16 protein-coding genes are annotated in these 19,902 nt (G+C 58.3%); 11 read left to right on the top strand and 5 right to left on the bottom strand.

Annotated features, from left to right (window positions below; translation table 11 throughout):
- Positions 1–228: 228 nt before the first annotated feature.
- Positions 229–597, top strand: a complete 369-nt coding sequence (locus tag QYC26_RS04995) for a hypothetical protein (RefSeq protein ID WP_317514297.1) — start codon at positions 229–231, stop codon at positions 595–597.
- Between the two features lie 163 nt (positions 598–760).
- Here QYC26_RS04995 and fdxA read toward each other — a convergent pair whose 3' ends face one another.
- The 5 genes from fdxA to QYC26_RS04970 form a co-directional block, all read right to left on the bottom strand.
- On the bottom strand, positions 761–1,099 hold the full coding sequence (gene fdxA / locus QYC26_RS04990) for a ferredoxin FdxA (RefSeq protein WP_317514296.1): 339 nt from the start codon (positions 1,097–1,099) through the stop codon (positions 761–763).
- A gap of 30 nt (positions 1,100–1,129) precedes the next feature.
- Positions 1,130–2,137: a 2-oxoacid:ferredoxin oxidoreductase subunit beta gene (locus QYC26_RS04985; protein WP_317514295.1), complete on the bottom strand. Its 1,008-nt coding sequence runs from the start codon at positions 2,135–2,137 to the stop codon at positions 1,130–1,132.
- A gap of 45 nt (positions 2,138–2,182) precedes the next feature.
- A complete protein-coding gene (locus QYC26_RS04980; protein WP_317514294.1) occupies positions 2,183–4,063 on the bottom strand; it encodes a 2-oxoacid:acceptor oxidoreductase subunit alpha in 1,881 nt (626 codons plus the stop codon).
- 293 nt (positions 4,064–4,356) lie between these two features.
- Complete coding sequence (locus QYC26_RS04975; RefSeq protein WP_317514293.1) at positions 4,357–5,343, bottom strand: enoyl-CoA hydratase/isomerase family protein; 987 nt, start codon at positions 5,341–5,343, stop codon at positions 4,357–4,359.
- Between the two features lie 22 nt (positions 5,344–5,365).
- Positions 5,366–5,692 carry a 2Fe-2S iron-sulfur cluster-binding protein gene (locus tag QYC26_RS04970; RefSeq protein ID WP_317514292.1) on the bottom strand — a complete coding sequence of 109 codons (327 nt, stop codon included), beginning with the start codon at positions 5,690–5,692 and terminating at the stop codon, positions 5,366–5,368.
- A 146-nt stretch (positions 5,693–5,838) separates the two neighbouring features.
- On the opposite strand from QYC26_RS04970, the gene QYC26_RS04965 reads away from it, so the two are divergent.
- From QYC26_RS04965 to QYC26_RS04920, 10 genes are all read left to right on the top strand, one after another.
- Positions 5,839–6,462, top strand: a complete 624-nt coding sequence (locus QYC26_RS04965; RefSeq protein WP_317514291.1) for a TetR/AcrR family transcriptional regulator — start codon at positions 5,839–5,841, stop codon at positions 6,460–6,462.
- A 165-nt stretch (positions 6,463–6,627) separates the two neighbouring features.
- Positions 6,628–6,930, top strand: a complete 303-nt coding sequence (locus QYC26_RS04960; protein WP_317514290.1) for a hypothetical protein — start codon at positions 6,628–6,630, stop codon at positions 6,928–6,930.
- Between the two features lie 284 nt (positions 6,931–7,214).
- The gene (locus QYC26_RS04955) at positions 7,215–8,009 is read left to right on the top strand and encodes a TetR/AcrR family transcriptional regulator (protein WP_317514289.1); all 795 of its coding nucleotides are present in this window, start codon (positions 7,215–7,217) and stop codon (positions 8,007–8,009) included.
- Entirely contained in the window at positions 7,990–8,868 is an 879-nt protein-coding gene (locus tag QYC26_RS04950) for an SDR family NAD(P)-dependent oxidoreductase (RefSeq protein ID WP_317514288.1), read from the top strand. The genes QYC26_RS04955 and QYC26_RS04950 overlap by 20 nt, the downstream gene beginning before the upstream one ends.
- An 11-nt stretch (positions 8,869–8,879) precedes the next feature.
- Entirely contained in the window at positions 8,880–10,274 is a 1,395-nt protein-coding gene (locus QYC26_RS04945) for an aldehyde dehydrogenase family protein (protein WP_317514287.1), read from the top strand.
- A 165-nt stretch (positions 10,275–10,439) separates the two neighbouring features.
- A complete protein-coding gene (locus QYC26_RS04940; protein WP_317514286.1) occupies positions 10,440–11,831 on the top strand; it encodes a cytochrome P450 in 1,392 nt (463 codons plus the stop codon).
- 80 nt (positions 11,832–11,911) lie between these two features.
- On the top strand, positions 11,912–12,817 hold the full coding sequence (locus QYC26_RS04935; RefSeq protein WP_317514285.1) for a Rieske 2Fe-2S domain-containing protein: 906 nt from the start codon (positions 11,912–11,914) through the stop codon (positions 12,815–12,817).
- Positions 12,818–13,068: 251 nt separating this feature from the next.
- Positions 13,069–15,576 (top strand): hypothetical protein, encoded by a 2,508-nt coding sequence (locus QYC26_RS04930; protein WP_317514284.1) that lies wholly within the window; start codon positions 13,069–13,071, stop codon positions 15,574–15,576.
- A gap of 533 nt (positions 15,577–16,109) precedes the next feature.
- A complete protein-coding gene (locus QYC26_RS04925; RefSeq protein ID WP_317514283.1) occupies positions 16,110–19,103 on the top strand; it encodes a TonB-dependent receptor in 2,994 nt (997 codons plus the stop codon).
- Between the two features lie 80 nt (positions 19,104–19,183).
- The gene (locus tag QYC26_RS04920; protein WP_317514282.1) at positions 19,184–19,720 is read left to right on the top strand and encodes a hypothetical protein; all 537 of its coding nucleotides are present in this window, start codon (positions 19,184–19,186) and stop codon (positions 19,718–19,720) included.
- Positions 19,721–19,902: the final 182 nt, after the last annotated feature.

Genomic DNA, 19,902 nt, shown 5'->3' with positions numbered 1-19,902 from the left:
GAGAGTTCGTCCGTAGGCTCTCTCCCACCGCCACGACTTAAATAGTCGAGATTTCCTAAAATGGCTGGGTAGTGTCTTTCCGCCTTGGGGGCGAAGCGCTGCGGGTGCGTGGGTTATCCCGCGCGCCTTGGCCATGCGCGGTATTGGGTTAACCCACGTTTACCGATCCTGTTCAGTGCAGAGATACGCAATTTTCGTTAAGGGCGCCTTACGAAAGCGGGTGGCGGCATGGCAGAATTTATTAGCAAGACCTTTGGCGGCTTGGATCGGAAATATTATCTCCGGCAAATTGTTTTCGGTTGCGCGATTGCCGCCGCTGTCTTTTGGTTTCAAACGGCCACACGCCCGCCTTCGGCCGGTCTGATTGCCTGGCTCGGTCTGAATACCCTCCTTTATCCCTATGCGCGTTTCGTGTGGGAAGGCATCGTCGGCTTTCTGTTCGGGCAGAACGTCTTCTTCGTGCCTGCGCTCCTGTTGCTGGGCATGAAGATTATCACGATGCTGATGTGCTGGACCATGTCGATCATTATTGCGCCGCTCGGGCTGGCATGGCTCTACTGGCATCACAGCCGCGGGCCCTCTGCCAAGAAGAACTGATCTCGTCCGCGCAGCCCAGCGGCCGCGTCGCAAGCGAACTTCGGGAGTTGGGGCCTGAGCCAAGTCCCGGCGGCGGCCCAGCGAGCAATTAGAAAGCCGCTGGGCCACCTTAAAGCGCGAGCGGCAAAGCTCCGTCTTTGGGCCGACTTGGGTATCACATGCATCAATCGCCTTTGCCGGGCTCGGGAGAGAAATATTTCTCGAACTTGCCCGTTTCTCCCTGAAACTTGTCCGCATCATCAGCGGGCGCTCGCTTGACCGTTACATTGGGCCATTTGTCGGCCCAGGCGGCGTTGAGCGCGAGCCACTGGTCTAGGCCCGGTTCACTGTCAGGTAGAATGGCGGAGGCGGGGCATTCGGGTTCGCACACGCCGCAATCGATGCACTGGCTCGGGTCGATTACCACCATATTCTCGCCTTCATAGAAGCAGTCGACGGGGCAAACCTCGACGCAGTCCATATATTTGCATTTGATGCAGGCGTCCGTAACGACATAGGTCATGATGTTGTTTCCGCAGATAGATTTGGGCGATCAGGCGTTGACCGACCAGGTTTGGGCGTTGGCTAGCAGCTTCGCGAGTTCGGCCGTGCCGGCGCGGCGCGGAGGCGCGCTGCGCGCCGCGATGCTGTCGAAGCTGGGCGCCGGATCGTGGTAGAGAATCCCGAGCGCGATCGGGAAATCGGGAAAGGGCATGTCGACGAGCATCTGGGCCAGGATGCGGTCGGTTTCATCATGGATGAGGACACCCGCATCCTGCCAGTTTCCGTCGGCAAGCGAGACGATTTCGAGGCCGCGGCCGTTTGAGGAAGCCTTCAACCCCTTGCTGCCGTCTGCAAAGAGCATGGGGTGCCCATGTTCGAGCCAAATCTGGCGTTCGGCAGCAGTGGCTTTGTCGGTGAAGGGCGCAAAGGCATCGGCGTTATAGACGATGCAGTTCTGATAAATCTCGACAAAGGATGTCCCCGTGCTCTGGCGCGCGCGCACCAGCAGATCGGACAGGCCCTTATGAGTGTCGAACGATCGCGCAATGAAGCGGCCGCCTGCGCCGAGGACGAAGCTGCATGGGTTGGCGGGCCGGTCCAGCGAGCCAAAGGGCGTCGAGGGCGTCCGCGCGCCGACGCGCGAGGTCGGCGAATATTGGCCCTTGGTGAGCCCGTAAATCTCGTTGTTGAGCAGGAGCAGTTGGCAATCGACGTTGCGTCTGAGGATATGAAACAGGTGGTTTCCGCCGATCGACAACCCGTCGCCATCGCCCGTCACGATCCAGAGATCGAGCGCGGGGTTGGCGAGCTTGATCCCGGTGGCGACCGCCGGCGCGCGGCCGTGAATCGTGTGGAAACCATAGGTCGACATATAATAAGGTAGCCGGCTCGAGCAGCCGATACCGCTTACGAACACCGTCTGGTCGGGATCGGCCTGCAACTGCGCCAGACTGCGCTGAACGGCCTTGAGGATGGCATAGTCGCCGCAGCCGGGGCACCAGCGCACTTCCTGATCGCTGGCATAATCCGCTGCATCATAAGTTTTTTTCTCGGTCATGGTCTTGCTGTCATCCGATAAGGGGAACAGGTCGCGACGCGCGGCTCAGCCATGGGCTTCGACGATAGCCGCCTCGATCTCCCGGATCGTGAAGGGTTGCCCGCAGACCTTGTTGAGCGGTGCCGCGTCGACAAGGAACTGATCCCGGAGCAGCGTCTTCAACTGGCCGGTGTTCATTTCGGGAACGATGATCCGGTCATAGCTCTTGAGCAGTGCGCCCAGATTTTGGGGCATTGGCCAGAGGTGGCGGATATGGATATGGTTGACGTCACGCCCCAGCGCGCGCTGTCGGCGCACGGCCTGCGAGATGGGGCCATAGCTTGATCCCCATCCGACCAATGCCAGCCGTCCGCCCGCTGCTCCCTGATCGATCTCCTGATCGGGTATTGTGCATGCGACCGCGTTGACCTTGGCGCGGCGAATGTCGGTCATCGCCTGATGGTTTGCCGGGCTATAGTCGAGATTGCCCGTTCCATTTTGCTTCTCGATCCCGCCGATCCGGTGCGCAAGGCCCGGCATGCCCGGCGTGATCCAGGGTCGTACGTTGAGCGCATTACGCGCATAGGGCAGGACCATGCTTTCGTCTGGCCCGGGCGCTTCAGCAATCGGGGTGGGGTGCGGTTGCAGGGCGTCTGTATCCGGAATCCGCCAGGGCTCGGACGCATTGGCGATATAGCCATCGGTCAGGAGCATCACCGGCGTCATGAACTGCACGGCGATACGACAGGCCTCGATCGCGACCGCAAAGGCGTCGCCGGGCGAGCGCACGGCAAGGACCGGGAGCGGTGTATCGCCATTGCGGCCATAGACGGCCTGATAGAGATCGGACTGTTCGGTCTTGGTTGGCAGCCCCGTCGACGGCCCGCCACGCTGCGAATTGATGATGACGAGCGGAAGCTCGGTCATCACCGCAAGGCCCAGTGCCTCGGTCTTGAGCGCGATTCCGGGGCCCGATGAGGAGGTGACACCCAGATTGCCGGCAAAGGATGCCCCAAGCGCCGCGCAAATCGCTGCAATCTCGTCTTCGGCCTGGAATGTGGTGACGTCGAAATCCTGCAGCCGGGCGAGATTGTGGAGGATCGCCGAAGCCGGCGTGATCGGATAGCCGCCAAAGAACAAGGGGCGATCGATCATCTGCGCCCCGGCAACAAGGCCAAGCGATATCGCCTCGGCGCCGGTGATGGTTCGGTAGATCCCCGGCGCGCTCGGCGCGGGGGGCAGGTGGTGCTGCCGCAACCCTGCACTCAGTTCGGCCGTCTCGCCAAAGGCGTGACCCGCATTGATCGCGGCGATATTGGCTCCGCCAAGTTTGGAATCCGCGCCGAATTTGCGTTTCAAGCGATCGATGACGGGGTCACGGGGGCGATCGAACATCCACAGGCAAAGACCAAGCGTCCACATATTCTTGCAGCGCAAGGCATCCTTGTTGCTCAAGCCCCAGGGCTTGACCGCTTCGCGTGTCAACTGACTGATGTCGATCGTCTGCACCTGCCACGCGGCAAGGCTGCCGTCGTCGAGTGGGGAGGCCGTATAGCCGGCCCGCGTCAGGTTGCGCGTCGTGAATTCGCCCATATCCGCGATGATGAGGCCGCCGGGTTTCAGTTCCGCGATATTGGTGCGCAGCGCCGCCGGGTTCATCGCCACGAGGATGTCGGGCTGGTCCCCGGCCGTATCGACGCGCGTCGACCCGAAATTGATCTGGAATGCCGAAACCCCGAAGGTCGATCCCTGCGGCGCGCGTATCTCGGCTGGAAAATCCGGGAAGGTGGCAAGGTCATTGCCGGCAAGCGCGGTGGACAGGGTGAACTGTCCCCCGGTCAGTTGCATCCCATCACCGCTGTCGCCTGCAAAGCGTACGATCAGGCATGGATTTTCTTCAGGTGGTTCGACCTGAGGATATTCGCTGACTCTAGCGGCTGTCGCCATGATTTCCTGCTCCATTGGTCATGGTGGCAAGGGGCATGGGCAGAGGAAGGGGCAGCAGGGGCAAAAGAAAGGCGGTCGCGACATGGCCACCGGACCGCATGTTCATTTGCGAAACGAGGTCGGGCGCTCTCGGATCGCGAACCTGGGTCGGGCTATGTCGGCCGTGGCGGCGACCGCCTCAGTCCGTGGTCGAATGCTTTTCCACCGTGCCGTGGCAGGTGGGGGAAGATCGAACAGTCATATTATAGATTAAAATGAATCATGTTCAATATGTAAATTGTCGATCTCTTCGCTTATGGCTCCATTTCGGGGATGATTGCATCGACAAGCCCCCAGGCGAGCGCGTCGCTTGCGGATATCCGGCGCATCGATAGCGCCAGAAGCGCGGTGCGGTGGCGGCCGATTCGCCGTGAAATGCTGACCGTTCCACCCGCACCGGGGATGAGCCCGTAGCGCAGTTCGGGAAGCTGGAACCAGGCGTCGGCGCTGCAGGTGAAGCGGGCCGCAAAGGCGCCCATTTCAAGGCCAGCTCCGATGGTTGCCCCCTGCGCGTGGACGCATAGCCGGTCTCTGAGCTTTGCGAGGCGCCTCGCCGGGAGCCGCGCCATGCGGATCGCATGTGCCGTGGCGGGATCGGTGACCGATCCGAATTCCTCGACCGCGCCACCGGTCGAGAAACAGCGCCCGGCGGCATTGAGGGTTATCCGCTCGATGGAGGTGTCGAGGATCGCGAGGTCGAGCGCTTCGCACAGAGCATCGCGCATGGCGATATCGATGGCGTTGCGCCTGTCCGGCATATTGAGCGTAAGATTTAGCCTGTCGCGATCCCGCGAAACATTGAGCGGGGCAGCAATGGGCGGCTGTGGAGCAAGCGATGGCGCGCTTTGTTTCCATGCCTCGAAATCGGGGCTGCGCTGCGCGGTGGCATATGCAAGGCTTTCGCAGATCAGCGCATCCGGCAAGGGCAGATGCTCGGCAAGCCGCAATTGCTGGACAAGGATCATTGCTGCAAAGGGGGCCTGTTCGATATTTCGGGCGATCGAAGAAAGCGCGTCCCGAACTGTCAGGACGAGATCTGCCCATGCCTGCCGGGGCGGCCCGCCGATTGCGATGACCGGGCAGGGCAGGGCCTTCATCCATTCTTCGATATGCGCGGAGATCTGCCCCTGAACCTCGACCGCGAGGTAAGAACAGGGCCCCATGGGGCCAAAACGCTCGCCGCATGGATCGCACGCGACCATTTCCGCGAGCGCAGTCGATGGGACGATATGAAGCGTCATCGCGGCGGGCGTCAGTATGGTTTCAAAGCTGGGGGGCGACTTCGACGTCGAGACTGTCGCCGAGCGTATCGAACCGGATCTGGCACGCCAGGCGGGAGGCATCGGTCACCGCAACCACATCGGAAAGCGCTGCGAGCATGTCTTGTTCATCCTCGTCCGCAGCGGGCAGCGTGGTTGTGTTCCGAATATAGACATGACACGTGCCGCACGCGCAGATTCCGCCGCAGGTGCCTTCGGTTCCGAGTCCCTCATCACGGAGCACTTCCATAAGGGTGGCGTGCCCATTGCTTTCCAGTGTGTGGGGGCTGCCGTTGCGATCAATCACATTAATTCGTGTCATCTGACTCATTCCCTGTCGCTCGCATGAGCATGGCTTCAAGCATGTGCTTGCAGGTGGGCGGGGCGCAGAAATGAGCGAGGAGGATAGGATTATGCAAACTGGGCGGGATTCACTATATGGATCTCGCCCCGGGCTGTGAAGCCTGAAATGAGGAGTTGTTCCCCTTGCCGCGACTGACCGAAACCCGCCGACGTGATCGCCATCAAAATCTCCTTGAGGCCGCGCGGGTGATTTTCCAGGCCAAGGGTTATGCGGCCGCGTCGATCAGCGAGATCGCAAAAACCGCGCAAGTCTCTGACGGGCTCATCTATCGCTATTTTTCCGATAAGCGTGCGATGCTCGCTGCGGTGCTGGAAGATTTTCTGGAAGGGCTGATCGCGCAGGCGGAAAGCGCGGTCGACGAAGCGGAGGGTTTCCGCGCCAAGCTTGAGGCCATTATTCGGACCAATTTGCAGGTTTATGCGCAGGATCCGGAAATGTGCGCCCTATTCATCCGGGAACAGCGCGATGCGAGCGACTATCGTGGCTCGCCGATACATGGGCTTATGCGGCGCTATACTGAGTTGTTGAGCGCCGTTGTCCGCGATGGCATCGCTGCGGGCGATGTTCGGCCCGATCTCGATGTTCGCTTGCTGCGAGACTTTCTCTTCGGTGGGATGGAGCATCTGGCCTGGAATGCGCTGGCATCCGGCGCAGGGATAGCTTTCGAAAATATCGCAGCGCAACTGACCGAAATGCTGACATCCGGTATCGCCTACACCGCTCCCGAGAAGCGCTGACGCCGCATAATAAGCTTTTCAACTATCAGTAATTTTCACGCAGCGGGGCATTCCCGTCGCGCTTCTTTGCGTGCGCGCTATTGACAGCGGTGGAATAAGCCGACAAACATTCGATATCAATTTTCGAAATAGATTCGAAAAAGAGTATCAAAAAGGAGAGCGGCAGTGGCAGCAATTGACGGAAGCTGGGAATGCATGACCAAGACGCCGGTTGGCGAGCAGACCTCGATCATCCATTTCCAGTCGAACGGTGACAGCTTCACCGGCACCAGCGAAGGCCAGATGGGCACCATGGAACTGCTCGAGGGCAAGATCGTGGGCGATACGGTCAGCTGGAAGATGCAACTGACCCAGCCGATGAAGATGACGCTCGAAGCAACCGCGACCGTCTCGGGTGATACCCTTAGTGGCGGCGTCAAGGCGGGCATGTTCGGCACGTCGCCGCTCACTGGCACGCGCCGCAGCTAATCAGGAATTGTAAGCGTAAGGGATGAGCGAGGAATGGAGCGCATGTCGGTTGGGCGCCGGCGTGCCTCTGGAATACGCAGCAGGGCATTTTAACGGCACGATGTTTTGGTGAGCTAGCTGGGGAGGCATGTGAACTGGGCTGCTGAAATCAGAACCGAAATTGGCTCCGCATCAGGCTATCTGTCCGGCGCGGGCCCATATCGGCTCGACAGCAGCAGGGAAACGCCTTACGCACATTTCCGAAATAAATTCGTAAATGGTGTGTCATGGTGCGGGAACGAAATGTGAATTGGTTGTCGAAAACGCCGAACGGGGTGGGGCGTCCCAGAAGTCTCGAGCGGGATGCCGTCATTGATGCGGCTGTCACGCTGGGGCTCGACCGCTTCAGCATGAAGCGGGTGGCCGAACATCTGGGTGTCGGAATTGCGACGCTGTACCAATATGTGAAAAATCGGGACGAGTTGCTCAGGCTCGCAATTGAGCGGCAGCTGGAAACGGTGGATCTGCCTGGCGATTGCGAACAGCACTGGTCGGAATATGTGATCGAATACGCGACCAGCCTGAAGGATGCGCTGGCATCGGAGCCGCACCTAATTCTTCAGGTCATGGACGGGGGTGGCGGTATTGAGCGCGAGCTCGCCGTGACCGAGCGTTTTGTCGAGGTTCTTGTCGCGCGGGGGTTTGCGATCGACGAGGCGGTGGGCGTTTGGCGTACCATTGGGGCCATCACCTTGGGGGCGGCGATTGCGATTTGCCGTGATCGTGCGGCCGAGGCGCGTAGTGGATCGAGTGCACGGATGCTGCGTCAGGCATTTGCGCATTTCGAACCCGATCAGCTGCCGCTGATGCGCAAAGGCCAGAAGGCCTATGCCAAGCCGGTCGATCTGGTTGGGGAAATGTTGTTGCCGATCGTGGAATCCATTGGGCGCCGACGTGGGGAGGTGATGCCCTGGGACAATGGGACGGCACCGCGTCCGACCAGCCCCGTGGAAGTGAAGAAAACCCGTAAAAAACAGGCGGCGCGAAAGGCGGTCGCCTTAGCTGGAGAGGGCGAAGAAGATGAAGGAGTTCCGGAATAAGGTCGCCGTAATCACGGGGGGCGCGAGTGGGGTTGGACTTGCCCTTGCACACCGTCTGGCGCGCGAAGGTGCCAATGTGGTGCTCGCGGATATCGAGCAGGAAGCGCTTGACGCTGCTGTCGAGGGCCTGCGTGCAACGGGTGCCAAGGCGATCGGTCAAAAGACCGACGTCGTGCGTCGCGAAGAAGTTGAGGCGCTGGCCGACCGGGCATTCGCGGAGTGGGGCGCCGTCCATATGGTCTTCAACAATGCCGGCGTTGGCGGCGGCGGCGGGCCGACCATCTGGGAAAGCCCGGAAAAGGCATTTCGCTGGGCGATGGACGTCAATTATTTCGGTCCGCTCAATGGGGTGCTGACGTTTATGCCGCGCCTGATCGCGCAAGGTGGCGAAGCGCTGATCGCGGCAACCTCGTCTGGTGCTGGCATTGTGTTTCCGCCAAGCTCGCCGGCTTATTCGTCCTCGAAGGCGGCACTGATCGCGCTTTGGGAAGTTCTCGCTTATCAGCTTCAGATGGCGCAATCGCCGATCAAGGCGGCGCTTCTTTTCCCGGGACCGCATGTGGTCGATACCGGGCTCTTCGGGTCGCACCGCAATCTTCAGTCCGATTATGACGATCCGCTCGTGCGCGAGGGCACGGGCATCAACGACATCGCCTCGTTCCAGGCTGTCATGAAGATGTTCCTCGGCCGGGAAGTCGACATCACCAATCCGGCCGATTTCGCCGAGGAGGTGTTCCAGTCGCTTCTCCGTGACGAGTTCTACATCCTGCCGCTGACCGATCAGACCAAGGCTGCTGTGCGCAAGCGCTATGAGGATATGCTCGAACGCCGCCAGCCCGCCATTCCCGACATGATGTGAGGTTCAGGCCCATGACTGATCTAGCGACAATATACGGCCAGTTGCGCGCGCGGGCGCCGCAGATTGCCCGGTCCACTGCGGCCGAACGGATCGAAAAGCTTCGGCGGCTCTATCAGGCGGTCTATGATCTGCGCGCGGAAATTGGCGAAGCCAGCATGCGCGAAGTGGCGATGGACGGCCGGATGATGCTCCTTCCGCTCAAGGAAGAAATCGGCTTTGTCTGTGACCGCCTGGCGGGATGGATGGAGCGCGAGCATGTCGAGGCGCTGCCCAGCATGATGGGGCGCCAGGCCTATGTCCATTATGAGCCGAAGGGGGTCGTCCTGCATCTGGCGACCTGGAATGCGCCCGTGCTCATCAGCCTGTCGCCGGTCGTCAGCATGATCGCCGCCGGCAATGCTGTTGTGCTGAAGCCATCCGAAATCGCGCCTCATTCGGCCGAAATGGTGGTGAAGGTGATCGAACGGGCAGGGCTGACCGAGGATGTTGCCGTGGTCACTGGTGGTCCGGAGGTCGCACAGGGCCTGCTTGCGCTGCCCTTCGATCATATCTGTTATGTCGGCAATAATCGCATCGGGCGGCTTGTCATGGAGGCGGCTGCGCGCAACTTTGCCGGCGTAACGCTGGAAATGGGCGGCAAGAACCCCGCGATCGTCGAAGCGGACGCCGATATCGCCGATGCGGCGGCCAAGCTCGCCTTTGGCCGCCACCTCATTGCGGGACAGGTCTGCCTGGCGCCCGACTATGTGCTGGTCAGCAACAGCGTCAAGGACGCGTTCCTCGACGCGCTTCAGCAAAAGGTGCGGGAATTCTACGATCCCGCCGGCGAAGGTTTCACCGTGTCGCAGGATCTGTCACGGATCATCAGCGTGCATCATACCCGGCGTATCCAGAGCCTTATCGAGGATGCGCTCGAAAAGGGCGCGACGTTGGTGATGGGCGGCGAGGTGGATGTGGACGCCCGCTTTGTCTCGCCGACGATCCTGACCGATGTGACGTCGGACATGGCGATCTATGACGAAGAGGTGTTCGGGCCTGTGCTCGTTGTCCAGGGCTTCGACACGCGCGAGAACGCCGTTGCGGAAATCGCGCGGCGCCCGAAACCGCTCGGCATCTACATCTTCACCGCCGACCGGGCTTCGGCCGACTGGTATATCGATCATACGCGCGCAGGCACGAGCGCCGTGAACAACGCGGTGGTTCAGGCCAATATCGCGACGCTACCCTTTGGTGGCGCCAATCATAGCGGTATCGGTCGCCTCGGCGGCCGTGCCGGTTTCGTGGAATTCTCCAATCCGCGCGGCGTGGTTGAGGATGCGCTGGATGCCAAGGACAGCGCGCCGATGTTCTATCCACCCTTTCCCAAGGAGGCAGCAATGTTTGTGGATCAGATGCTGACGCCCTGAACGAAACTGTCGCGCCCTCAGGCGCGACGATGACTACCAAAGTGCAATTTTGAAACCCGTCCGGACGGCATGACCGTCCGGACAAAGGCTAGCTGTGTCCCCGGTTCTTGCGGCAAGAGGCTGTGCGGGGCGTGCCGGCCGGATCGTCAAAAGGAGATAGTCGATATGGCCGCTGTTCTGGAAAAACCGAGACTGGCCGAAACGAGCATCCCGCTGGTGCCCGGGCTCCCTTTGCTCGGCAACACGCTCGATATGGCCAAGGATCCGGCCGCATTCTTTCTGCGCTCCTACCGTGCGCATGGTCCGGTTTACCGTATTCATGTCTTTGGACGCGAAAGCATCGTGATTGCGGGGCCGGAGGCGGCCACCTTCATGACGACGCGCGAAGGACGCGATTGCCTGCGTTCGAAGGAATTCTGGCACGGCCTCATCGAGGAATATGGCGCGACCGAAACCCTGACCGGCCTTGATGGCGAGCGGCATATGCGGTTGCGCACGCTGTTGCGCAGCGGTTTCTCGCGCGAGGCGGTCGAAGGGCATTATGAGGATCTCGTCGAGGCGACTGACCGCGCCCTTGGCCGCCGGTGGACGCCGGGCGCAAAAATCCCCGTGCTCGAGGCGATGCAATATCTGGTGGTCGAGCAGCTCGGCATGCTCCTGACCGGGCAGGCGCCGCTCGAATATGTCAAAGATATCCGTTTCGCGATCCTTACCATCCTCAACGTGCTGGTGACCAAGCAGCGCCCGCGGATCATGCTGAAAGACCCGCGCTACAGCCGGGCGCATCAGCGCATTCGCGAACTTGGCGAAGCCATGATCGCGGATTTCCGGACGCGCCTTGATGATGGCACCGCGCCCAAGAACCTTATCACCGATATCATCCAGGCCAATCGTGATGGCTCGGATCTGATGCCCGATCAGAATCTCATCCTGTCGGTAACCGGTCCCTATGTGGCCGGGCTTGATACCGTCGCCAACACGCTCGCGGCCTGCATTTACGGAATCCTCAAACATCCTGACGTGCTCAAGCGCGTTCAGGCCGAAGCTGATGAACTCTTCTCAGGGAAGGTCATCGATGAGGCAGCTGTCCGCAACATGACGGCGGTGAATGGCGCGATCATGGAAGCGATGCGGCTCTGGCCGATCGCGGTTGCGCAAATGCGCACAGCCACGCGCGACTTCGAATTTGCCGGGCACATCATTCCGGAAAATGAGATGATCTATGTGGGCACCAGCGTCCCGCACTTCATGGAGGAATTCTACCCCGAGCCGGAGCGGTACGATATCGATCGCTATCAGCGGCCGCGCGGCGAGCATCTGCAGAAAGGGGCGTATTCGCCGTTCGGGCGGGGGCCGCATAGCTGCCTTGGCCAGGGGCTGGCCGAAATCCAGATGGCGATTGCGATGGCACAGCTTTTCCATCGGTTCGAACTGGCGCTGCCATCGCCCGATTATGTTCTCAAAACCAAGACCGCGCCCACACCCGGACCGGCACTGAGCTTCTCCGTGCGCGTCGTGGCCGAGCGGCATCCGCCATATCGAGGAGAGGGAAAATGAACGAATTATCGCCGATCGAACATATCCAGACTTCGAAAGAGCTGGAGCGCTGTCCGTTTCCCATCCCCTATGGATGGTTCATGATCGATGAGTCCGCGAGCATCGCGCCGGGTGAAATCCGGCAGATTCAGGCGTTCGACCAGCAATGGGTGATGTTCCGGGGGGAAAGCGGCAAGGTTGGCATCTCGGATCCCTTCTGCCCGCATCTGGGCGCGCATCTCGGCGAGGGCGGGGTGGTGGTCGGCGACAGCATTCGTTGCCCGTTCCACCACTGGGAATATGACACCCAAGGCTGGTGCACCAAGATCCCGTACGCAAAGGTGATGCCGCCGATCGCGCGCAAGAAGCCCATTCTCCGCTCGCTGCCGATCATTGAGCGTTATGGCGCGATCTACGCCTGGTATCACCCTGAGGGCGCCGAGCCGATGTTTGAGCTGCCCGAAGTGCCCGAATTTGAAAGCGACGATTATGTCACGCTGCCGCGCGGCGCCTGGGACATCGGAACCGCGATACAGGAAATCGGCGAAAATGCGGTCGACTTTGCGCATCTTCATTATCTGCACGGTGCGCCGATCATCCCGCCGGGCACCGCGCGCGTCGAAGGCAATGTCTTTCACTTCGACATCGGCAACGGATATATCGTCGGCGAAAACCATGGTCCCGGTATCGCTGTCGTGCGGCACAGCCAGAACGGCGTCACCATGACGATGTTCTCGAGCTCGCTGCCCATCGACCGCGAAAATACGCGCACCATGATGCAGTTCACCTATCGCAATTACGAGGAAGGCTCGGTTGAGCGCAAGATTGCGCACAAGCTGTACGAGCATTCGATCGGCGAAACTGAAGACGAGGATTCGGCGGGCTTTGAATCGGTCGATCTCATCGTCTGGAACAACAAGAAATATCGTCCGCAACCGCTGCTCTGCGACGGCGACGGCCCGATCTTGCTGTGGCGCCGCTGGTTCAGCCAATATTATGTGGAATAAGAATAACGCATTCAAATTGGATCAAATAATTTTTCTGTTGTTGAAATTATGAGTATGTTTTTGAAATGAGAATTTGGGGAGGGTGGTGTGCTGAGTGTCAGCGATGCCCGAGAGTATTGCGGCGCAATATGCCGCCTCCTCCCCAAAGTGCCTTTCGCTGTTCATCTGGTAACCAGAAAAATTCCATTTAGATCTTTCTGTGCAAGATGTTGCGCGGCGCTATGATGCGAAGCACCTTTTGGACGCACTGCGTGCGCGTGGTCCTGCTTCTGATTATTTTGGATTTTGCGCGCGTTGAAGAGGCGTTTGCGCAGCGTAATGATCGGGCGGCTGAGCGCGATGCTGCAGCGCCCGATGCTGCGACTGTGACCGATGATACCGAAATTGTTGTTACGGCTCGCTATGGCGACGCGAATGTGGCGCCTGAAACAGAACTTGATGAAGAAGATATCGCCATTCACGGCGCGAGCAGCATTGCGGAGCTCCTTCAATCATTGAAGCCATCCATCGACGGATCAGGCGAAGAGCTTGAGCTGCTTGTTAATGGAAAGCGCGGCGGGGCGGTGGGTGTTTCCGGCTTCCCGCCCGAGGCGCTGTCGCGTCTTGCCATTCTGCCTCCTGATGCGGCGGCGCGTTATGGCTATCCGCCGGGGCGGCGGGTGGTCAACCTAGTGTTGAAGCGTAAATTCAGCAGTTTAAGCATCGATGCCGGGGCGTCGTTCGCAACGGCGGGGGGGCGGGATGGTCAGCGACTATCCGCTGGATATACAGCAATTTCGGGGCAGACGAACTGGGGCGTCAATGCCCAGCTTTCACGGGAAAGCGCCTTGTTGAAAAATCAGAGACATATTCCACGACCGGTCGCGGCGGTTGACTTGGCCGGCCATATTGAAGGCCTTGGACTGGGTGAAATCGATCCGCAATTAAGTGCGTTGGCGGGCAAGGCTGTGACGATCGCGGGGGTGCCGCGCGGTGCTGAATCTGATCCCCCTGAGTTGAGCGATTTCGTGCAAACTGCTGGTGTCGTTCAACTGGGTGACCCACATGCCTATGAGACGCTTTTGCCCGGTAATGAGACGCTGTCACTCAGCGCCAATCTCATGCGCCCCATAGGGGCGTTCAGTGGCTCGATCAGTGTCAATGGCGGAACAAACCACACTGAAAGGTTGCTGGGATTGCCGCGTGCCTCTGCGGTTCTTCCTGCGACAAGCCTCTGGTCACCTTTTCACCAGGATGTGGTGCTTGTGCGCAGTTATGACGGAGACCGTCCGTTGCGCAGCCGTCTTCAGTCCAGATCCTGGGGTGTTTCGACTTCCTTAAGTGGAGCGATCGGTTCCTGGCAATTGAACCTTCTCGCAAATTACATGCGTGGATCGTCTCGTTCCTCGCTGGATCGTGGAATCGATATTACGGAATTTCAGAAGATCGTTGCATCCGGGGATGTTCTGAAAAATCCTTATGGCCGTCTTCCAACGGAAATATTCCTTACTGATGAAATTTATTCTATATACGAAAATTGGGATGCTCAGATTAATGTATCTAATTCAATTTTTGAAATGAAAAGTGGATCTGTTTTTTCTAATTTTACGGCTTCCGCAAATAGAAATTTCTCATCAAATAAATTAATTAAAAGTAATCATAGTTCATTTGAAAATAGCCATGCGCGCAATATGCGATTCAAGGTTCAGCAATCTTTCACTATCCCTATTTCCAGTAGAATCGCCGATGAGAGGGCAGTGTTGGGAGATCTCTCGATTGATGTTCTAGGCAGCTTGGACATTGGGGGTGAGAGGGAGGTGCAGAGGGCGTTCGATGGCAGGGTGAATTGGACCCCTTGGCCGTCTGTGCAGTTGCGCGGCTCAATATCTTACACCGAGGATGTGCCGGCGGTTGTTCTGTTGGAAGGGCCGCGTGTCGAAACAATCAATCGGGTATATGATTTCATCAGGCAGGAGGTGGCTGAGCCGGTTTGGATTACCGGGGGCAATCCTGCGCTGCGCCGAGGAACTCGTCACGCCTTTACGCTGAATGGTACATTCTATCCGCTGAGCAAGGAGGGACCCACGCTCAACGTCTCATATCAGCGCGTGATAGGAAGGCGAGGGAGTGGGGCGCTGCCAACATCGGCACCCTCGGTAGAGGCCGTGTTTCCAGAGCGCTTCACACGAGACGATGCCGGTCGCCTGATCATGGTTGACGCCCGTCCCATCAATATCGCGCGGAATTCTTTGGAGGCGTTGACGACATCCCTTGTCGTGCGCCTCCTTTCTGAGCGCCAGCCAGCGGCAGCGGTGCCGCAAAATCCATTGCGATTGAACATGTCATTGAATCATGTGTGGCAACTCAAGAATGAATTATTGATCCGAAATGGCATAGCCGTGCTTGATCAACTGAACGGTGCGGGGCAGCCCCGCCACCATGCTTCGTTGCAACTGACGGCTGGAAAAAAAGGATTGGGTGCTACGCTGAGCGGAAATTGGGTTGGGCCCGCTCGCTTGGACGGTGCTGATGAGGTGTTTCACTTCAAATCTTCTTTGAAGTTCAATTTTTCAACATTTTTTGAACCGCACAGGTTGATTGGGAGTGGAAATGAAGATTCAGTCTTTAAAAATTTGAGAATATCCTTTGATGTTCAGAATATTTTTAATGAATTTCGTCGAGTTCAATTGAACGATGGAAGCGTTCCATATGGATATGGCCGGGATGAAATAGACCCTGTAGGTCGGTTGATCCGTTTCAGTATTCAGAAAAGATTTTAGATCTATTTCAAATTTTAGAATTTTCTGACGCAACAATGCCATGGCGGCGCAGAGTTTTGTGGTGAAATTTGGTTGCGCCCGCGCCGGCTGTTTCGTCCGCGCCCAACAAGCTCGCAGCCCTTGCCGTGATTGTCTGTGTCTTCAAGATCCGGCCATCATGTGATGGATGTCATGCTGGACGACGGCACCTGATTTGAACGCCGCGCGATAGCGTTTTCTGGTCGTTTTTCCGGTCCTTTCCCCACGTCAGAGCGGCTCGATGCTGCGCAGTTCTCCGGTGGCAGGCGCCTCACTGACATGCATGCAGGGGGCGCTTATTTCCAAATTGGAGCAAATCCAGTTTTTCAATTTAGAACAAAGCCATAATCATATGAAAAGGCTGATCGGGGCAGTTACCGAAATAGATTCGAAAAAAATTTCCAAAAAAATATGAGGGATTTTCGGTCTGGTGCGTCCCTGTAGGTAAGACCGCAAAAAATTGCGGCGATAGCCAGTCCGCCGAGGCGACTGGCAGAGGAGCGGAGGGGATTAAGATGTTTCGTGATCGTTGCAAGTCTTTGCGCAAGGCGCTGTTCACCAGCGCGGTCCTTGGGTTGGCGCTGCCAGTGTCCGCGATGGCGGAGGTCGACGAAAATGTTGCAAATGGCGACGGCGCGGCTGCCGTGGCGACATCCGAGATCATCGTCACCGCGCAAAAGCGCGAGGAACGCATCCAGGACGTGCCGATCGCGATTTCGGCGTTCAGCGCGCAGGAACTGAACGACATGAAGATCGAGGGCGGTTCGGAGCTGTTGCGCTCGGTGCCGAACCTCAACTTCTCGAAGAGCTTCTCGAGCATGTACAACGTGTCGATCCGTGGGATTGGCACCAAGGCACTCAATTCCTCGAGCGATCCGGGCGTTGCGATCGCGTTCAATAACACGCCGATGATCCGTAACCGGATGTTCGAGCAGGAGTTTTTCGACCTCGCGCGGGTCGAGGTGCTGCGCGGCCCGCAGGGCACGCTATACGGGCGCAATTCCACCGCCGGTGTGATCAACATCATCCCGGAAATCGCCAATAGCGAAGCTTTCGAGGGGATGCTGCGCGGCGAGGTCGGCAATTTCAGCTCGCGGCGCCTGTCCGGGATGATCAACATTCCGCTTGGCGACACGTTGGCGATCCGCGGCGCGGGTGCGCTCACCAAGCGCGACGGCTATGATTATAATACGTTCACCAATAAGCGCGTGAACGGCCGTGATCTGTGGTCGACGCGCTTCTCGGCGGCGTGGGAACCCAGCAGCCGGTTCAAGGCCAATGTGATCTGGGAGCATTTCGAGGAAGACGATGATCGCTCGCGCACCGGCAAGGCGCTGTGCACGACCGATCCGGGGCTGGCGTCCGTGGGGTCGACGGTCGTGCCCGAGCATCTGCGCCCACGCCTCAGCCAGGGATGTTTGCCGGGATCGCTTTATGATGACGCTGCGTTCGGGGTGCCCAACGCGCTGAGCCAGACCGCCATAGCGCATGCGCAATCGCTGCTCTTGGGGCTTGATCCGAACACCTTTGAAGGGGTCAGTCTGGTGCGCCCGGGCGATCCTTATGGCGGCATCGTCCAGTCGCGAGATCCCAGAAAAATCGCAACCGCGATTGATCCGGTCTTTCGGGCCAAGAATGATGTGGTCCAGTTCAACATGGACTTCCAGATCAACGAAGGTTTGTCACTGATATCGCAAACGGCCTATGGGCGAGATCGTTGGTATTCCTCGCAGGATTACAATCGGTTCGTTTCCAATCCCCTGTTCGGTGACAGCCGTGGCCTGTACAGCTATCTGCTCGAACCTTACATCAATGACGGTCCAACGCCGGGCGGCGTTTACACCGATGCGCAGCTTGGTCCGTCAGACAGGCTGATGACCGTCGATCTGAACAAGACGAAGAGCCGCCAATGGTCTCAGGAGCTGCGTCTCCAGTCCGACTTCGACGGGAAATTCAATTTCAACGTCGGCGCGAACTATCTCGATTTCAAGACGCAGGATGATTATTACGCGTTCAGCAACATTTTCAACATTGTTGCTGACTATATGTACTTCCTGGATCCCGACAAAATTTACGGATCACCGCCCGAACTGGCCTTTCTGGACTGCCCGTTGAATTCGACCGATCCCAACTGCCAGATAAGGATGTACAAGGATAAAAATCCTCTCAACCAGGTCGATGATCAGGGGCACAATTATTTCTTGAGCAGAAACCATGTGCGCACCAAGTCATGGGCCCTGTTCGGGGAAGCATATTGGAATCCGAGCGACGACGTGAAGGTCACGCTCGGCGCGCGCTACACCAAGGATAAAAAATATCAGTCCCAGATTCCGAGCCAGTTGCTGCTGAGCAGTGACATCGCCACAGGCGGCACTGTGAATTCTGGCTATCCGGCGCTTCCGGATATCAATCAAAGTTGGGGGCGCTTTTCGGGCCGCGCTGTCGTCGACTGGAAACCGCAGACATCGTTCACCGATGACACGCTGGTTTATGGCTCTATATCGCGGGGCTACAAGGGCGGTGGGGCCAATCCGCCGCGCGTCGATTTCAACCCGCTTATCGTCCAGTATCAGCCCCTTCCGGATCGCTACAAGCCCGAATATCTGACGGCGTTTGAAGTGGGCACCAAAAATGTTCTGGCGAACGGCAAGGTCAACCTCAACGCCACGGCATTCTATTATGATTATGAGAATTACCAGATTTCTCAGGTGACCGACCGGATCACCTATACCGAGAATTTCGACGCGCGGACATGGGGGCTGGAACTGGAAGGGCTGTGGCAGCCAAGCCGCCATTTTCGCCTCAACGCCAATCTCGGCTATCTCGACACGCGCCTGAAAAAGGGTGCGCGCGCGATCGACGTGATGGACCGTACCCAGGGCAACGAAGACTGGGTGGTGGTGCGTCCCTGGTTGCAGGTGCCGACCAACTGTATTGCCCCCAAGAAGCATGTGGAAACATTGCTGAATTCCGGCTTTGCAGACTTTTTGTCGCTCGCGGCGTTCTGCCCGGGATCGACCATGGTCGGTACGTATAACCCCGATATTCCGACCGGCATTTCCACACCGTTCTGGGCGTACACCGGCATCAACTATAACCCGCTCACTGATGCGCCGAATGGGGGGCGAGGCTTTGATGCGGATTTGAAAGGTAATGAGCTTCCCAATGCGCCCAAGATCACATTCAACGTAGGGGCAGAGTATAAGTTCTTCCTCGACAATGAGGACTGGGAACTGACCTTCCGTGGTGACTATTATCGCCAGTCGAAGAGCTATACCCGCGTGTTCAATACCGAGTTTGACAAGCTGAAGGCATGGGGCAACCTCAACCTTGCGGTCACGCTCGCGCGGCCGAAATCCGATCTGGCTTTCCAGTTCTATGTGAAGAATGTGCTCAACGATCAGCCGATCACCGACGTTTTCCTGAGCGCGGACGATATCGGCATGCCCGCCAACACATTCTATCTCGATCCCCGGATCTACGGCTTCAACGTGACCATGAAGTTCTGACAAGAATCGAGGGGGGGGGCTCCCCCCTCGGTGCCAGTATTTCGCGTAAACTTCGTTCAAAAACAATGAAGGAGACGGATATGAAGAAATTGGCTATTCTTTGTTCGGCTGCAATGGTTCTGGCCGGGATGAGTACTGCGGCGAATGCCGTCACCATTCGCAAGGCCGGCACTGGCATGGTGCTTTCGGGCGTGATGAACACGACGATCGGGACCATCACGACGCCTTGCACCGTGACGGCAACCTATGACGTTACCGAAGCCAATCCCGATGGCCACACCAGCTTTGCGCATCCGCTTTCCACCGATGCTTCGCATGGTCACTCGATCACGCTGACGGGTTTCACCATGAGCGGTTCGGCGGCCTGCGGGATGGCAACGCTTCACGGCACGCCGACCATTTCAACCGATGGCACCACCGTTACGATTTCGAACATTGATGCAACCGCGATTGGCGGTCTGATCAAGTGCCAGGGCTCGATCAGCGGTGCGTACAAGCACAACGATCCGGCTAAGAACGCGGTGCAGTTCGTCAATCAGACGGTCGGCGCGTGCAAGTTCACGGGTACCCTGACCGCGCAGAATGCCGGCGAATTCGATATCGACGCGACGCCGTAATCGTAAAACGACAACCTAATCGCCTCTCTAAACTTTTGGGCCCCATGAAATGGGGCCCGTTTTCTTTTGATGCGGCTGTGCAGCACGATGCGGGCCGAGGGCGTCACCAACACGCTGGGCATGGCGCTCGCGGATCAGGCTCATATTTACCGCAAACCCGACCGCTGTCGGATAATGGGTGA

This window comes from Sphingomonas sp. C3-2 (genome assembly GCF_033025475.1).
In the GTDB taxonomy this organism is placed as follows: domain Bacteria; phylum Pseudomonadota; class Alphaproteobacteria; order Sphingomonadales; family Sphingomonadaceae; genus Sphingobium_A.
This window is presented reverse-complemented; position numbering and strand designations above follow the sequence as displayed.

What these genes read in the sequence shown, in the direction of transcription:
- QYC26_RS04995 (WP_317514297.1), top strand. Translation starts at nt 229, where the DNA reads ATGGCAGAATTTATTAGCAAGACCTTTGGCGGCTTGGATCGGAAATAT.
- fdxA (WP_317514296.1), bottom strand. Translation starts at nt 1,099, where the DNA reads ATGACCTATGTCGTTACGGACGCCTGCATCAAATGCAAATATATGGAC.
- QYC26_RS04985 (WP_317514295.1), bottom strand. Translation starts at nt 2,137, where the DNA reads ATGACCGAGAAAAAAACTTATGATGCAGCGGATTATGCCAGCGATCAG.
- QYC26_RS04980 (WP_317514294.1), bottom strand. Translation starts at nt 4,063, where the DNA reads ATGGCGACAGCCGCTAGAGTCAGCGAATATCCTCAGGTCGAACCACCT.
- QYC26_RS04975 (WP_317514293.1), bottom strand. Translation starts at nt 5,343, where the DNA reads ATGACGCTTCATATCGTCCCATCGACTGCGCTCGCGGAAATGGTCGCG.
- QYC26_RS04970 (WP_317514292.1), bottom strand. Translation starts at nt 5,692, where the DNA reads ATGAGTCAGATGACACGAATTAATGTGATTGATCGCAACGGCAGCCCC.
- QYC26_RS04950 (WP_317514288.1), top strand. Translation starts at nt 7,990, where the DNA reads ATGAAGGAGTTCCGGAATAAGGTCGCCGTAATCACGGGGGGCGCGAGT.
- QYC26_RS04945 (WP_317514287.1), top strand. Translation starts at nt 8,880, where the DNA reads ATGACTGATCTAGCGACAATATACGGCCAGTTGCGCGCGCGGGCGCCG.
- QYC26_RS04940 (WP_317514286.1), top strand. Translation starts at nt 10,440, where the DNA reads ATGGCCGCTGTTCTGGAAAAACCGAGACTGGCCGAAACGAGCATCCCG.
- QYC26_RS04935 (WP_317514285.1), top strand. Translation starts at nt 11,912, where the DNA reads ATGATCGATGAGTCCGCGAGCATCGCGCCGGGTGAAATCCGGCAGATT.
- QYC26_RS04925 (WP_317514283.1), top strand. Translation starts at nt 16,110, where the DNA reads ATGTTTCGTGATCGTTGCAAGTCTTTGCGCAAGGCGCTGTTCACCAGC.
- QYC26_RS04920 (WP_317514282.1), top strand. Translation starts at nt 19,184, where the DNA reads ATGAAGAAATTGGCTATTCTTTGTTCGGCTGCAATGGTTCTGGCCGGG.